The following is a 13,756-nucleotide window of genomic DNA, read 5'->3' on the forward strand; positions in this document are numbered from 1 at the left end:
ATGAGCACCAGCCTCGCCTGGGACGAACGCTACGCCGGCGGTGGCTTCCAGTTCGGGGAGGCGCCGAACCTCTACCTCGAAAGCCTCGGCCCGCGGCTGCGGCCGGGGATGCGGGCGCTGGCGCTGGGCGATGGGGAGGGGCGGAACGGCGCCTGGCTGGCGGGCCAGGGGCTGGACGTCACCTCGCTCGACTGGTCGCCGGTGGGATCGGCCAAGGCGGCCGCGCTGGCGGCGCGGCGGGGGGTGGCGATGCGCTGCGTCACCGCCGATGCCAGCGCCTGGGCGTATCCGGAAGCGGGCTTCGACCTCGTGGCCTGGATCTACCTGCACCTGCCGCCGGCGGACCGCGCGGCGGCGGCGGCGGGCGTGGTCCGCAGCCTCGCGCCCGGGGGGCTGCTGGCGCTGGAATGCTTCACCCCCGCCCAGCAGGGCCGGCGCAGCGGCGGGCCGAAGATGGCGGAGCTGCTCTGGTCCCGCGCCATCGTGGAGGATCTCTTCGGCAGCCTCACGGTGCTGGAACTGCTGGAGGGGACCGTCCACCTCGATGAAGGCCCGCGCCACCAGGGCCCCGCCGAGGTGGTGCGCGCGCTGCTCCGCAAGCCGGGCTGAGGGACCGCCGCCGACTTTGTCGGGAAGCGTCGGCGCCCCCCGGCGGTTAACAGGTTTGTTGCGGAGCCAAGGGCAATTGGGACCTGCACGGATGAGCCGTGCCGCCCGGAATAGCCGGGCGGGACTGGGGACGGACAGGAGGTTGCGGTGGCGAAGCAGGAAGCGATGGGCGTTGGTGGGGCGCTCTGTGAACCGGTGGCCGTGGGCATGGGCGCCGAGGGTTTCAGCATCGACCTGGTGACGCGCGCGGGCGAACGCCTGATGCTGCGCATGGATGCGGCCTCCGCGGGCCAGCTGGCGGCGCTGGTCAGCGCCTGCCTGGCGAAGCCGGCGCGGGCCCGGCGGGCGCTGGCCGCCTGATCACCGCGCCTTGGCGGCCTGACTACCGCGCCCTTGCGGCCCGACTACCGCGCCTTGGCGGCGACGAAGCCGCCACCGGCGACCATCAGCGTGGCGACCAGCACGCGGATGGACAGCGTGCCCTCCCCGGCCGCGATGAGCAGCAGGGTGGAGGCGACGGGAACGGCATAGGCCAGCGTGCCGAGCAGGCGCGGATCCCCGCGCTTCATGCCGATGTCCCAGAGGAAGAAGGCCGCGCCCACCGGGCCGAGGCCGAGCAGCAGCACCGCGATCGCCTGCCGCGCATCGGGCATCACCGTGGCCTCGAAGGCCAGGTGCGCCAGCAGGGCCAGCGCGGCGGTCGCCAGGCAGAAGCCGGCCACCGCTTCCGTCGGCACGCCGGCCAGCTTCGCCGTGCCGGATGTGACGGAATAGACCGCCCAGGTGACGGCGCAGCCCAGCGCCGCGAGGAAGCCGGGCAGGGCCTCCGGCGGGAAGCTCGCCCCCGTGCCGACCAGGATGGCGCAGCCCGCGAAGCCGAGGCCGACGCCGGCCAGCCGCGCCGGGCCGAGCGCCAGGCCGCGCAGCGGCGCGGCCAGCAGCACGATCAGCAGCGGCCAGAGGTAGTTGATGAGGTTCGCCTCCACCGCCGGCGCCAGGGCGAGCGCGATGAAGTAGAGCGCGTGGTAGCCGAACAGCCCGCCCACGCCATGCGCCCAGGCGAGCGGGCTCTGCCGCAGCGCGCCGAGCCGCCCCGTGGCCGCGACGACGGCGAGGCCGACGATGCCCCCGACCGCGAAGCCCATGGCCGTGATCTGCAGCGGCGGGATGCCGGCGGCGAGGCGCGAGAGCAGCGCGAGGAAGGCCCAGAGGGCAAGGGCGCCGCAGCCGGCGAGGGTGGCGGGAGACATGCGCCCGCTATAGCGCCTGGCGGTGCTGCTGCGAGCCTCCCGCCCCGTCCTTGCGCGCGGCCGCAACGAACCCGCACACTGGGCCATGTCGGACCAGCCCGCTCCGCGCCGCATCATCCTCCTGGCCCTGCTGGGGGGCCTCTGCCTGGCGCCCCTGACAGGGGCGAGCGCGCAGACAGCGCAGGACCAGGCGGTGGCGCTCGATGCCGTGCGCCGGCTTGGGCTGGGCCGGAACCTGTCGCAACTCGCGGTCCAGGCGGGGATGCGGACCCAGACCTACACCATGGTCGCCACGCAACTTGGCCCTTTCCGCGCCCATGCGCTTCTGTCGCAACACGTCCAGGAGGTCGCCCCGCGCTACCAGGAGGCGTGGGACCGGAATCTCGCTGCCGCGCATCTGGAGCGTCTGACGGCGCCGGAGCTCGCCTCCCTCGCGGAACTTGGCCCGCGTTCGCCAGCCGTGCCCAAGTGGATGGCCGAGCAGGCTGCGATCGGCACCGCCATGCAGGCGCGGTCGAGCGATCTGCTGCAACGGATGCTCGCGGAGGTGCTGGCAGGCATCTTCCAGTCCATGCCGCCTTCGCGCTGAACGGGATGCCCGCGGTCGCGGCAGGCGCTCGCTGGCGTCAGTCGAATTGCGGGTCCACCGGCACGCGCAGCGCCTCCGCCAGCCGGTTCGTCTCCGCCGCCATGCCGACGATGGCGAGCAGCTCCCCGTACTGCGCCTCCGTCATGCCCTTGGCCCGCGCGGCCGCGGTGTGGCTGGCGGTGCAATAGGCGCAGCCGCTGGTCATGGAGACGGCGAGGTACAGCATCTCCTTCACCACGGGATCGATCGCGCCCGGGCCCATGACGGCGCGCAGGCTGTCCCAGGTCCGGCGCAGCAGCGGTGGATCGACGGCCAAGGCCTTCCAGAAATTGTTGACGTCCTCGACGCCGCGCGCGGCCTTGATCTCGTCGAAGACCGCCCGCGCCTCGGGCGCCGCCTCCGCGTAGGACAGCAGCCTAGGCATGCGGCAGGGGCTTGTAGGGCAGGGGCCGGAAGCTGGTGCCGTACAGCGCGATGTCGCGCCAGACATCGCCGGCCACATAGGGGTCCGGCGCCATCCAGTCGCGCACCGCGGCATGCGTCAGGTGGCGCGTCACGGCGATGGAGCCGCGCATCGTCCCCGCCGCATCCAGCAGCGCGCCGCCGAACAGCAGCGTGCCATCGGCCGCCATGGGGCGGACGCGGTCGAAATGCCCCTGCCGGTTCGCCAGGCGCCGTTCCAGCGCGCCCGCATCCGTGCCGTCCCAGGCGATGGCGATGGTGTGGGTCCGGCCCTGCGGCACCGCCTGCGGCCAGCCCTGGTAGGGCAGGGGGGCGATGCGGAAGGGATGCGCCTCCACCCGCTGCCAGACGCCCTGGTGCGCGAAGGGCTCGGCGGCCAGGTAGGCGTCGCGCGCGGCCTCCTCGCCCGCGATCATCATCAGGGAGCCGAGGCTGCGCCCGGCCTCGTCATGCAGCGGCAGGCCGAGCAGCAGGCGCCCAGCCTCGGCTTCCGCGGTGATGAAGGCGACATGCGCGTCGCGCGCCGCCGCGCGGCGGGCGGGGGCATCGGCATCCGTGCCGTCGAAGGCGATGATGGCGGTGGTCATGGCGGTCTCCAGGGCGGGGGAGGACGCGCCTCCCCCCGCCGGCCTCAGTACATGTGCTGGCCGCCGTTGATGGACAGCGTGGAGCCGGTGATGAAGTCGGCCTCGTCCGCCGTCAGGAAGGCGACGCCGCGGGCGATGTCCTGCGCGGTGCCGAGGCGGCCGCGCGGGATGCGGGCGATGATCTTCTCCAGCACGTCGGCGGGCACGGCGCGCACCATCTCCGTGTCCACATAGCCGGGCGCGACGGCGTTGACCGTGACCTGGTTGCGGGCACCTTCCTGCGCCAGCGCCTTGGTGAAGCCGTGGATGCCGGACTTGGCGGCGGCGTAGTTCACCTGGCCGAGCTGCCCGGCCTGGCCGTTGACGGAGCCGATGTTGACGATGCGGCCGAACTTCCGGCTGCTCATCCCGTCCCACACCGCCTTGCACATGTTGTAGCAGCTGCCGAGGTTGGTATCGATCACGTCGTCCCACATCTGGCGCGTCAGCTTGCGCATCATGGCGTCGCGCGTGATGCCGGCGTTGTTCACCAGGATCTCGATGGGCCCGACCTCGGCCTCGATCTTCTGCACGGCGGCGACGCAGGCATCGTAGTCACCGACGTCGAACTTGTAGCAGGGGATGCCGGTGCGCTCCGTGAAGGCCTGCGCCGCGGCATCGTTGCCGGCGTAGGAGGCGACGACCTTGCGGCCCGCCGCCTGCAGCGCCTCGCTGATCGCGGCGCCGATGCCACGCTGACCGCCCGTCACCAATGCTACCCGTGCCATCCCGGCTCTCCTGTCTTGGTTGTCGCGGTGCCTGGGGCACCGCCCGCTTCCCTGCATGCCACCGGGCCCAGGGCCGGCGGACACCCTCCATCCTCGCCCGCCCGGCGCGGGAGAGCAAACGGGCATCCGGCGCGAGAAACACGACGTTTTGATTCATATCAAGGCGTCAACGAGTGGCGCTGCCTAACCTTCCCCCTGTCCCGAGGCGCCCAAGGCGCCGCACGGACGTTCCTGGACGTTTCCTCCCTGAACTCAGCCCCGGCGGGCAACCCGCCGGGGATTTTTTTGCGCGCGGCGGCCATGGAGCATGCCGGGCCGGCGTGGGGTGCGCCGGCCGGGGCGCGCGGGGCCGGGATCAGCGGCGATCGCGCCATGGCGCGCCTTGTCGCGCGGCGCGGGCGGTACAAGGTGTGGCTGATGCGGCGATTACAACTTCCAGTGGAAAACGGCGGGATGCGATTTTGTCTTCACGGATATGTGATCGGTATGCAATACGCTTAACACCGGCCGCGCTTGGGCCCTACCCCAGGACCAACACCATGCAGACCACGCTGCCTGCTTCCTCCGATGGCGAGAAGACCGACCAGGCTGCCATCATGCTGATGCTGGCCTATGTCGAGGCGGAATGCAGACGCCTCGGCGCCGATGCCGCGGCGCGGCATGCCGCCATGGCGGCATCCCTGCTGCCGTCCCAGGGCGCGCCGGCGGGCGCCCGGCTGCACTGAGGCGCTTCAGCCCCGCCGCAGCAGGAACAGGGCCTGTTCGCCGAACAGGTTCGCCAGCCAGGGCGACCGTTTCCAGGGCGTGCTGAGGCCCTTGTCGTCCACCGCCAGCCACTTCTCGACCACATAGCCCTCCATCGCGCAGAGCGCGAAGAAGTCCCGGATCGTGCAGGGATGGATGTTCGGCGTCTCGTACCAGGGCCGGCTCCAGGTCTCGTTGTCCGGCATCCGGCCATCCAGCAGCAGCTTCACCCGCAGCTGCCAGTGCCCGAAATTGGGGAAGGAGACGATGGCCCGCCCGCCGATGCGCAGCATCTGGCGCAGCACCTCCCGCGGCCGTTCCACCGCCTGCAGGGTGCGGGACAGCACGACATAGTCGAAGGCGCCGTCGGGATAGAAGGCGAGGTCGGTATCGGCATCGCCATGGATCACCGGCAGCCCGGCCGCGACCGCTTCCGTCGCCTCCGCCATGTCGATCTCGATGCCCCGGGCATCGGCGGCCTTGTGGCGGGTCAGGTGCTCGATCAGCGCGCCGTCGCCGCAGCCGATGTCGAGCACGCGGGCGCCGGGCTGGATCATTTCCGCGATCAGGCGGAGGTCGAGGCGCATGTTCTTGGCGACGAAGCGCACCTCGGCGGCGTCGGGCACGGGCATTCCCATCCGTTGCAGGCGTCGCGGGGGGGTCTAGCTTTCCCCCCGCGCGGCGTCCAGCAGCGGGATCAGGACGTCGCTTCCTGCCAGGACAGGCGGCGGGCCTTGAAGTTCCGGTACACCTCCTCCCCGGCCACGATGGGGGCGAAATCCTCGCCGGCCGGGGCTTCCCCCACCAGCGTCACCGGGTCGATGCGGGTGTGGTAGGAGGGGTGGACGAAGAGCGGGATGGAGTAGCGTTCCCGCCCCGACCGGTTGACCACCTTGTGCATCGCCGCCTGGTAGCGGCCATTGGTCCAGCGGCGCAGCAGCTTGCCGGCGTTGACCACCATCGCCTCCCGGTTCGGTACCACCGGCAGCCAGTCGCCGGAGGGGCCCTGCACCGCGAGGCCGCCATTCATGTCCTGCACCAGCAGGGTGATCAGCCCCTCATCCGCATGGGCGCGCACGCCGATATCGGTGCGCTCCGCGATCGCCTCCGCCGGCGGGTAATGGATGACCCGCATGTTGGAGTAGCTCTCCCGCGCCGCCTCCGCGAAGAAATCCTCGGCCACGCCGAGATGCAGCGCGACGGCGGCCAGGATGTGCTGGCCGCATTCATACATGGCGCGGTAGCAGGCCTCGACCCTTTCGCGGAACCCCGGCATGTCGGGCCAGGGCGTCTCCGCATGGAAGGGCAGGGCGCGGAGTTCCGGGTCCGCGGGCCGGGCGAAATGGCCGATGCTGAAGGCCTCGTGCCCGCCCGGCTTCTCCCCGGGCATGGCGCTGTCGAACATCGGCACATAGCCGCGGTTGTTGCGGCGGTCCTGCACCTGGCGCTTCCAGGCTTCCGGCCGGTCGAAGAAGGCCTCCGCCGCCGCGAAGGCGCCCTGCAGCGCCGCCTGCGGCACGCCATGGCCCACCAGCTGGATGAAGCCGTAGCGTTCGAAGGCGGCGCCGATGGCCTTGGCCGCATGGGCGCGGTCGGCCGCCGTGCCGTGCAGGAAGGGCTCGAAATCAAGGGTCGGGATCGCGTCGTTCATGGCGGCGTGCCTCAGCTGGTCACCACCAGGCGACGCTCCGCGGCGGGCGGCAGGAAGGCGTCGGTATAGACATCCTCCGGCTTCAGCTTCGGCGCCATGCCATAGGCTTCCTCCACCGCCGCCAGGCCCTGCTGGAAGCGGGCGGGGACGACGGCGGAGAGGCCGTTGGCCAGGACGTGGTCGGAGACGATCTGCTCCCGCAGCGAGACCTGCTGGCGCTCGGCCTCGATCGCGACATCGGTCAGGGGCTCGGCGGTCTTCAGGGCGGCGATGCAGCCGGCGGGGTCGCGATAGGCTTCCCGCAGCGAGCGCATGCCGCCGGCGACGACGGCGCGGACCAGTTCCGGGTTGCGCCGCGCATAGTCGCGCGTGGTCAGCCAGCAGGTGCCGTAGAGCGGCAGGCCGAAATCGCGGTACCAGAGGATGCGCTGCTGCGGCCAATCCATGCCGAGCGCCTTCAGCGACATGCCGGTGCTGGTCGCGGCGCCGGTGATGCCGTCCGCGCGGCGCTGCACCAGCATGGGCTCCCGCAGCTCCGGCCGCACCGTCAGCCAGTTGACCTTGCTGGCATCGAAGCCGGCGGCGCGGGCGAAGGCCGGGAAGATCTGGCGGCCGGCGTCGCTGTCGGGCGCCGCCAGCGTCCGGCCCTCGAAATCCTTCGGCGCGCGGATCGGCCCATCCTCCCGCACCGTGGCGCAGAGCAGGCTGCGGTCGCCGAAGACGCCGACGACGACGAGGCCGGCATTCGGGTTCTCCGCGATGAACTTGATGACGGGGTTGATGTCCGCCTGGGCGATTTCATAGGCGCCGCCCGCCACATCGATGGGCACCCGGCCCGACCCGAAGCCGCGGTCGATCTGCAGCTCGATGCCCGCATCGCGGAAGAATCCCTTCTCCCGCCCGTAGAGCATGAAGGCGTTGGGGCCCTGGAAGGCCCAGTCCACCTGGTACTTCACGCGGGGAAGCCCCTGGGCGCGGAGCGCGGGGGCGGCGAGCAGGCTGGCGGCGGCAAGACCGAGGGTGCGGCGGGCGATCGGCATGGGCGGAGCCTCCGGGCTGGGTGCCCGGGGCCCTGCAAACCACGGGCCAGCCTTCAGGCGGCGGCGAGGGGCCGGGGCGGCAGGTTCGTGGTCGTGCCGCCGCTGGTCGCGGTCCAGCCGCCATTCGAGATAACCAGGGCGGGGGAAGCGGCGGAGCCTTTGCTGCCAGCGCCGCACATCGACCATGGCCGTCGGCGGCGCCCAGACGATGTCCATGCCGCGGTGGCGGATGCGGCGATAGACATGCAAATGCCCGCAGGCGATCACCCTCACGCCGCCCCCCGCGCAGGCCTCCAGGAAGCGCGCGCGGGGCGCGGGCGGCATGACGCTGGTGGTGAAGGCGGTTGCCGCCGGATCGCCGTCGAAGGGCGGCATATGGACGAAGACCATCGCGTCCTGCCCGCCCCGCTTCGCGAGCGTCTCCGCCAGGAAGGCCTCCTGCGCCGCTTCCTCCGGCAATCCGCTGCCCATCAGCGCGGTGTCGAGGCCGATGAGGCGCCAGCCCGCCGCATCCATCGACCACCATTGCGGCCCGACATGGTCCCGCCAGGCCTGGATGCGTGCCGCGTTGATCGGCTGGGCGAGGCGGGAGAAGGCCGGCGCCTCCCCGATATCATGGTTGCCGGGGATGGCCGCCCAGCGGATGCCGAGGCCACGCAGCGCCGCGGCGCCGAAGGCGAGGTCCGCCGGCGCCGCCGGGCCGTTGAAGGCGACGTCGCCGCCATGGACGATCAGGTCCGGCGGGTCGGCGCGCATCGCCTCCGCGAAGACCGCCCAGTTGTCGGCGAAGTAGCCATGCGTTGGCGAGAGATGGGTGTCCGTCACCTGCACCAGCCGTAGCGCGCCCATATCCGATCCGGTCCCCTGTGGCGGCCGCAATCTGCGGCGGGCGCGTGACAGGGGCGGGACGGGGGCGTGACGTTTCGGCGAAGGCGGCTGTCACGCGCCGGACGCCGAAGCGTCGTCGGCGCATCACACCAGGCTGGCACACAGGGGCGAACCGAGGAGCCCCGCCATGGCCGCCACCCGCCGCGCCGTCCTGACCCTGCCCGCCATCGCCGCCGCGCCTCGCGCAGCCTTCGCGCAATCCGCCGATCCGCGGCCGGTGCTGACCATCGGCGTCGCCGAATTGCCGCCGACGCTGGAGCCGGCGCGGGAGCTCTCCAATGTCGGGACCCGCGTCACCTACTCGATCTTCGACACGCTGATCCGGCGCGACTTCCTCGGCACGCCGGATGGCGGGGGCTCCGCGCTGAAGCCGCATCTCGCCACCGCCTGGGAACGCAACGGGCCGCACCAGCTGACACTCCGGCTGCGCGACGACGTGCTGTTCCACAATGGGGACCGGCTGACGGCGGAGGATGTGGTCTACACCTTCACCTCCCGCCGCATGTTCGGCCCGGATGCGCTGATGCCGGAGGCGCGGTCCTACTTCGCCACCCTGGCGGGGGTGGAGGCGCTGGGCCCGCATGCCGTGCGCTTCACGACGCGGGTGCCCGACGTGCTGCTGGAACAGCGGCTCGCCAGCTGGTGCGGCTGGATCGTCAACCGTCGCGCCTATGAGGAGCGGGGCTTCGACGGCTTCAGCCGCGCCCCCATCGGCACCGGCCCCTTCAAGGTGCGGGAGCTGCAGACGGACCAGCGCATCACGCTCGATGCCTTCGACGACTATTTCATGGGCTGGCCGACCGCGCGGGGCGTCGTGTTCCGGCAGATTCCCGAACTCGCGGCCCGCGTCGCGGCGCTGCAATCCGGCGGCGTGGACCTCATCACCAATGTGCCGCCGGACCAGGTGGCGCAGCTGCGGCGGACGCCGGGTGTCACGGTCCGCAACGTCGTGCTCGCCAATGTCCATGTGCTGACCTTCGACGAACGCGGTGCGGGCATGGGCGACCGGCGGGTGCGCCAGGCGCTGGGCCTGGCGCTGGACCGCAAGCTGCTGGTGGACACGCTGTGGGACGGCGCCGCCGTGGTGCCGCCGAGCCACAATTTTCCCGAATACGGCCCGATGTTCCTGCAGGGCCGGTCACTCCGCTTCGACCAGGCGGCGGCGCGGCGGCTGCTGCGGGAGGCGGGGTATCGCGGCGAGGAGATCGCCTATCGCACCATGCCCAACTACTACACCAATGCCCTGAAGGCGGCGCAGGTGGCGGTGGAGATGTGGAAGGAGGTCGGCATCAACGCGAAGCTCCAGGTGGTGGAGAACTTCGCGCAGATGCGCGGTGCGGGGCAGCAGATCGGCAACAACTCCAACTCCACGCGGCTGCCCGACCCGCTGGGCTCGCTGTGGATCTCCTGGGGGCCGTCCAGCTGGTTCCAGGTGAGCGGCGCCTTCCGCAGCACGGAGGCCTTCAACGCCGCCGGCCGCGCGCTGGAGGCCGAGACGGACCCCGAGGCACGGAAGGCACTGTTCCAGCGCATGCTGGATGCGTGGGAGGAGGAGGCGCCGGGCACGGTGCTGTACCAGCCCGCCGAATTCTACGCGATGCGCAGCCGCGTGCAGTGGCGGCCCTACACCTTCTACTTCATGGACCTGCGGCCGGATAATCTGCGCTTCGGGTAGGCCCTAGACGCCGACGAGTGTCTTGGCGCTCCGGCTAGACGCCGACGCGCTCGGCAGCACCCTTCAGGAACCCGCCGAGCGCCCGGTGGAAGACCGGCTCGTCCAGCAGGAAGGCGTCGTGGCCCTTGTCGGTCGCGATCTCGACGAAGGAGACATTGGCCGCGGCGGCGTTCAGCGCGCGGACCAGGGCGCGGCTTTCCTCGGTGGGGAAGAGCCAGTCGCTGCTGAAGGAGGCCACCAGGAAGCGGGTGCGGGTGCCGCGGAAGGCGTTCGCGACCTCCCCCCCATGCTCCGCGGCCAGGTCGAAGTAATCCATGGCGCGGGTGATGGTCAGGTAGCTGTTGGCGTCGAAGCGGCGGACGAAGGTGCTGCCCTGGTGGCGGAGGTAGCTTTCCACCTCGAACACGTCCTCGAGGAAGGTCAGCGCCGAGGCACCCCGCAGCCGGCGGCCGAACTTCCGCCCCAGCGCCGCCTCCGACAGGTAGGTGATGTGGGCGACCATGCGGGCGACGGAGAGGCCCTTGGCCGGGATGCGCCCATCCTCCCAGTAGCGGCCACCCTTCCAGTCGGGGTCGCCATGGATGGCGGCGCGGCCGACCTCATGGAAGGCGATGTTCTGGGCGGAGTGGTAGGAGGCCGTCGCGATGGGCGCCGCGGCCACCACCATGTCCGGGTAGGTCGCGGCCCATTCCAGCACCTGCATCCCGCCCATGGACCCGCCGACGACCGCCAGCAGGCGATCGATGCCGAGGTGATCGACCAGCCGCTTCTGGGCGCGGACCATGTCGCGGATGGTGATGGAGGGGAAATCGATGCCCCAGGGCCGGCCCATGGGCTGGCCCTCGGCATCCGTCATCTCCTCGGCGGGGCCGGAGGAGCCCATGCAGCCGCCCAGCACATTGGCGCAGATGACGAAGAAGCGGTCGGTGTCCACCGGCTTGCCGGGGCCGACCAGCGTGTCCCACCAGCCGGACTTGCCCGTCAGCGGCTGGGTTTCCGCCACATACTGGTCGCCGGTCAGCGCGTGGCAGATCAGCACGGCGTTGGTCCGCAGCGCATTCAGCCTGCCATAGGTGCGATAGGCGACGGCGAGCGGCTTGATGACCGCGCCGCTGTCCAGCGCCAGGCCATCGGCGAAGACGGCGCGCTGGTGGTCGAGCTGGGGAAGGGGGGCCAGGGCCTCGGTCACATCGGTCTCGGGGCGTTTCCGCGGCAGGAATAGGCGGGGTGGCCGGTTCCGGCAACCGCCGCGTGCAAGGGGCACTCCTTGGCGGGGCGGGCCGGCGCGTCTATGGATCACGCCCCCTTTCCCGCCTTCGCCCAGGGACCCCTGCCATGACCGTCATGCCGCGCCCGTCCATCCTCTCGGTCGAGCCCTATGTCGGCGGCGAGTCCAAGGTCCCGGGCGTCAACCGCATCATCAAGCTCTCCTCCAACGAGGGCGCCTTCGGCCCGCCCCCCTCGGCCATCGAGGCGATCGCCGCCAATGCGCGGGAGGCGCATCGCTACCCCGATGGCGGCGCGACCGCGCTGCGGGAGGCGATCGGCAAGCGCTTCGGCCTCGACCCCGCCCGGATCGTCTGCGGCAACGGGTCGGACGAGCTGCTGGCCATGCTGATCCTGGCCTATGGGGGCGAGGGCACGGAGCTGGTCATGTCCGCCCATGGCTTCATGATGTACGAGATCACCGGCCGCTGGGCGGGCTGCCAGGTCATCAAGGTGCCGGAGCGCAACCTGACCGCCGATGTGGACGGGCTGCTGGCCGCGGTCGGGCCGCGGACGCGCCTCATGTTCCTGGCCAACCCCAACAACCCGACCGGCAGCATCCTGCCGCAGAGCGAGGTGGAGCGGCTGCGGCGGGAACTCCGCCAGGACGTGCTGCTGGTGCTGGACTCCGCCTACGCCGAATACGTCACGCGGCCGGACTACGACCCCGGCCAGAAGCTGGTGGACGCCACGCCCAACACGGTGATGACGCGCACCTTCAGCAAGATCTTCGGCCTGGGCGGCATGCGGCTCGGCTGGGCCTATGCGCCGGCGCCGATCGTGGACATCCTCGGCCGCGTGCGCGGGCCCTTCAACGTGAACGCGGCCGCCATGGCGGCCGGCATCGCGGCGCTGGCGGAGCCCGGCTGGATCGAGAAGTCCATCGCCCACAACACGGAATGGCGCGCCAAGGTGGCGGCCGCGATGGAGGCCGCCGGCTTCAAGGTCTGGCCGAGCGAGGGCAATTTCCTCCTGGTCGATTTCGGCGACGGGGCGCGGGCCAAGGCGGCGGATGCGCATCTGCGCGCCCGCGGGCTGATCGTGCGCGCCATGGGCGGCTACGGGCTGCCCCAGTGCCTGCGCGTCACCATCGGCGCCGCCGAGGAATGCCAGATGGTCATCGACGCCCTGACCGATTTCAGCCGGAATGGCTGAGCCCCTCTTCGATCGCCTCTGCCTGCTGGGCATCGGGCTGATCGGCTCCTCCATCGCGCGCGTGGCGCGGGTGCGGGGCGACCTGGCGCGGACCGTGGTGGCGCATGCCAAGACGCCGGCGACGCTGGCGCGGGTGCGGGAACTCGGCATCGCCGATGTGGTGGAGGAGGACCCCGCGAAGGCCGTGCAGGGCGCGGATTGCGTCATCTTCTGCGTGCCGGTCGGCGCCTATGCCGAGGTGATGGCGGCGGTCGCGCCCCAGCTGAAGCCCGGCGCCATCGTCACCGATGTCGGCAGCACCAAGATGAGCGTGATCCGGGACCTCGGCCCGCTGATGCCGGCGGGCTGCCACCTGGTGCCGGCGCATCCCATGGCGGGCACGGAGTATTCCGGCCCCGATGCGGGTTTCCCCGAGCTGTTCCAGGGCCGCTACACCATCATCACCCCCGTCGCCGGCACGGATCCCGAGGCCGTCGAGAAGGTGCGGGAGCTGTGGCGGCGCTGCGGTTCCATGATCGAGACGCTGGACCCCGCCACCCATGACAAGGTGGTGGCCATCGTCAGCCACCTGCCGCATCTGCTGGCCTTCACCATCGTCTCCACCGCCGACGACCTGGCGGAGGAGACGAAGGAGGCGGTGCTGAAATTCGCGGCCTCCGGCTTCCGGGACTTCACCCGCATCGCGGCCAGCGATCCCACCATGTGGCGCGACGTCTTCCTCAACAACCGGGAGGCGCTGCTGGAGATGCTGGCGCGCTTCACGGAGGATTCGCATGCGCTGGGCCGGGCCGTGCGCTGGGGCCAGGCGGAGTTCATCGAGGACCGCATCCGGCGCGGCCGGAAGATCCGGCAGGGGCTGATCGAGCGGAAGCAGGCGTGAGGGTGTGTGGCTTTTAAGCCACTAACCCCTTTAGCCCGATTATGCCGTTTAAGCGCCTTTAGCACCGTTTTTCGGGGTGCCGATCCTTTGGGTCCCGATCCCTGAGGGCGCCGTCCGGTCGCGGGTGGCCCGATGGCGAAGCGAACATAGCCGGAACACCAGCGGGATTCCAGGATAATCGCGCATCGTGAAG

At 71.2% G+C, this 13,756-nt stretch carries 15 protein-coding genes; 7 read left to right on the forward strand and 8 right to left on the reverse strand.

What is annotated here, in order from left to right:
- Both JJI54_RS06185 and JJI54_RS06190 read left to right on the forward strand, forming a co-directional pair.
- A complete protein-coding gene (locus tag JJI54_RS06185; RefSeq protein WP_203071867.1) occupies positions 1-609 on the forward strand; it encodes a class I SAM-dependent methyltransferase in 609 nt (202 codons plus the stop codon).
- 147 nt (positions 610-756) lie between these two features.
- Positions 757-969, forward strand: coding sequence for a hypothetical protein (locus tag JJI54_RS06190; RefSeq protein ID WP_203071869.1), 213 nt, complete (start codon positions 757-759; stop codon positions 967-969).
- A gap of 44 nt (positions 970-1,013) precedes the next feature.
- Here the strand turns inward: JJI54_RS06190 and yddG are convergent, their stop codons facing one another.
- Positions 1,014-1,859 carry an aromatic amino acid exporter YddG gene (gene yddG / locus JJI54_RS06195; protein WP_203071871.1) on the reverse strand — a complete coding sequence of 282 codons (846 nt, stop codon included), beginning with the start codon at positions 1,857-1,859 and terminating at the stop codon, positions 1,014-1,016.
- Between the two features lie 85 nt (positions 1,860-1,944).
- Here yddG and JJI54_RS06200 point away from each other — a divergent pair, with 85 nt between their 5' ends.
- On the forward strand, positions 1,945-2,448 hold the full coding sequence (locus JJI54_RS06200; protein WP_203071872.1) for a hypothetical protein: 504 nt from the start codon (positions 1,945-1,947) through the stop codon (positions 2,446-2,448).
- Positions 2,449-2,485: 37 nt separating this feature from the next.
- Here the strand turns inward: JJI54_RS06200 and JJI54_RS06205 are convergent, their stop codons facing one another.
- Genes JJI54_RS06205 through phbB form a run of 3 tightly spaced genes read right to left on the reverse strand, consistent with a single transcriptional unit; the run spans position 2,486 to position 4,264 of the window.
- The gene (locus JJI54_RS06205) at positions 2,486-2,872 is read right to left on the reverse strand and encodes a carboxymuconolactone decarboxylase family protein (RefSeq protein WP_203071874.1); all 387 of its coding nucleotides are present in this window, start codon (positions 2,870-2,872) and stop codon (positions 2,486-2,488) included.
- The gene (locus tag JJI54_RS06210; protein WP_226381389.1) at positions 2,865-3,497 is read right to left on the reverse strand and encodes a YciI family protein; all 633 of its coding nucleotides are present in this window, start codon (positions 3,495-3,497) and stop codon (positions 2,865-2,867) included. The genes JJI54_RS06205 and JJI54_RS06210 overlap by 8 nt, the downstream gene beginning before the upstream one ends.
- A 44-nt stretch (positions 3,498-3,541) precedes the next feature.
- Positions 3,542-4,264, reverse strand: coding sequence for an acetoacetyl-CoA reductase (gene phbB, locus JJI54_RS06215; RefSeq protein ID WP_203071876.1), 723 nt, complete (start codon positions 4,262-4,264; stop codon positions 3,542-3,544).
- Positions 4,265-4,803: 539 nt separating this feature from the next.
- Here phbB and JJI54_RS06220 point away from each other — a divergent pair.
- Positions 4,804-4,989: a hypothetical protein gene (locus JJI54_RS06220; protein WP_203071878.1), complete on the forward strand. Its 186-nt coding sequence runs from the start codon at positions 4,804-4,806 to the stop codon at positions 4,987-4,989.
- A 6-nt stretch (positions 4,990-4,995) separates the two neighbouring features.
- Here the strand turns inward: JJI54_RS06220 and metW are convergent, their stop codons facing one another.
- From metW to JJI54_RS06235, 3 genes are all read right to left on the reverse strand, one after another.
- Positions 4,996-5,595: a methionine biosynthesis protein MetW gene (gene metW / locus JJI54_RS06225; RefSeq protein WP_203072346.1), complete on the reverse strand. Its 600-nt coding sequence runs from the start codon at positions 5,593-5,595 to the stop codon at positions 4,996-4,998.
- A 110-nt stretch (positions 5,596-5,705) separates the two neighbouring features.
- Positions 5,706-6,659 carry an isopenicillin N synthase family dioxygenase gene (locus JJI54_RS06230; RefSeq protein WP_203071880.1) on the reverse strand — a complete coding sequence of 318 codons (954 nt, stop codon included), beginning with the start codon at positions 6,657-6,659 and terminating at the stop codon, positions 5,706-5,708.
- Between the two features lie 11 nt (positions 6,660-6,670).
- Positions 6,671-8,548: an ABC transporter substrate-binding protein gene (locus JJI54_RS06235; protein WP_203071882.1), complete on the reverse strand. Its 1,878-nt coding sequence runs from the start codon at positions 8,546-8,548 to the stop codon at positions 6,671-6,673.
- Between the two features lie 166 nt (positions 8,549-8,714).
- On the opposite strand from JJI54_RS06235, the gene JJI54_RS06240 reads away from it, so the two are divergent.
- A complete protein-coding gene (locus JJI54_RS06240) occupies positions 8,715-10,262 on the forward strand; it encodes an ABC transporter substrate-binding protein (protein WP_203071884.1) in 1,548 nt (515 codons plus the stop codon).
- A gap of 34 nt (positions 10,263-10,296) precedes the next feature.
- On the opposite strand, the gene metX is transcribed toward JJI54_RS06240, so the two are convergent.
- Positions 10,297-11,451: a homoserine O-acetyltransferase MetX gene (metX, locus tag JJI54_RS06245; protein WP_318987451.1), complete on the reverse strand. Its 1,155-nt coding sequence runs from the start codon at positions 11,449-11,451 to the stop codon at positions 10,297-10,299.
- A 146-nt stretch (positions 11,452-11,597) separates the two neighbouring features.
- On the opposite strand from metX, the gene hisC reads away from it, so the two are divergent.
- Complete coding sequence (hisC, locus tag JJI54_RS06250) at positions 11,598-12,683, forward strand: histidinol-phosphate transaminase (RefSeq protein WP_203071885.1); 1,086 nt, start codon at positions 11,598-11,600, stop codon at positions 12,681-12,683.
- On the forward strand, positions 12,676-13,563 hold the full coding sequence (locus JJI54_RS06255) for a prephenate/arogenate dehydrogenase family protein (protein WP_203071887.1): 888 nt from the start codon (positions 12,676-12,678) through the stop codon (positions 13,561-13,563). Before hisC ends, JJI54_RS06255 begins: the two co-directional genes overlap by 8 nt.
- Positions 13,564-13,756 lie beyond the last annotated feature (193 nt).

This window comes from Falsiroseomonas ponticola (assembly GCF_016805305.1).
In the GTDB taxonomy this organism is placed as follows: domain Bacteria; phylum Pseudomonadota; class Alphaproteobacteria; order Acetobacterales; family Acetobacteraceae; genus Falsiroseomonas; species Falsiroseomonas ponticola.

What these genes read in the sequence shown, in the direction of transcription:
- JJI54_RS06185 (WP_203071867.1), top strand. Translation starts at nt 1, where the DNA reads ATGAGCACCAGCCTCGCCTGGGACGAACGCTACGCCGGCGGTGGCTTC.
- yddG (WP_203071871.1), bottom strand. Translation starts at nt 1,859, where the DNA reads ATGTCTCCCGCCACCCTCGCCGGCTGCGGCGCCCTTGCCCTCTGGGCC.
- JJI54_RS06200 (WP_203071872.1), top strand. Translation starts at nt 1,945, where the DNA reads ATGTCGGACCAGCCCGCTCCGCGCCGCATCATCCTCCTGGCCCTGCTG.
- JJI54_RS06205 (WP_203071874.1), bottom strand. Translation starts at nt 2,872, where the DNA reads ATGCCTAGGCTGCTGTCCTACGCGGAGGCGGCGCCCGAGGCGCGGGCG.
- JJI54_RS06210 (WP_226381389.1), bottom strand. Translation starts at nt 3,497, where the DNA reads ATGACCACCGCCATCATCGCCTTCGACGGCACGGATGCCGATGCCCCC.
- phbB (WP_203071876.1), bottom strand. Translation starts at nt 4,264, where the DNA reads ATGGCACGGGTAGCATTGGTGACGGGCGGTCAGCGTGGCATCGGCGCC.
- JJI54_RS06220 (WP_203071878.1), top strand. Translation starts at nt 4,804, where the DNA reads ATGCAGACCACGCTGCCTGCTTCCTCCGATGGCGAGAAGACCGACCAG.
- metW (WP_203072346.1), bottom strand. Translation starts at nt 5,595, where the DNA reads ATGCGCCTCGACCTCCGCCTGATCGCGGAAATGATCCAGCCCGGCGCC.
- JJI54_RS06230 (WP_203071880.1), bottom strand. Translation starts at nt 6,659, where the DNA reads ATGAACGACGCGATCCCGACCCTTGATTTCGAGCCCTTCCTGCACGGC.
- JJI54_RS06235 (WP_203071882.1), bottom strand. Translation starts at nt 8,548, where the DNA reads ATGGGCGCGCTACGGCTGGTGCAGGTGACGGACACCCATCTCTCGCCA.
- JJI54_RS06240 (WP_203071884.1), top strand. Translation starts at nt 8,715, where the DNA reads ATGGCCGCCACCCGCCGCGCCGTCCTGACCCTGCCCGCCATCGCCGCC.
- hisC (WP_203071885.1), top strand. Translation starts at nt 11,598, where the DNA reads ATGACCGTCATGCCGCGCCCGTCCATCCTCTCGGTCGAGCCCTATGTC.
- JJI54_RS06255 (WP_203071887.1), top strand. Translation starts at nt 12,676, where the DNA reads ATGGCTGAGCCCCTCTTCGATCGCCTCTGCCTGCTGGGCATCGGGCTG.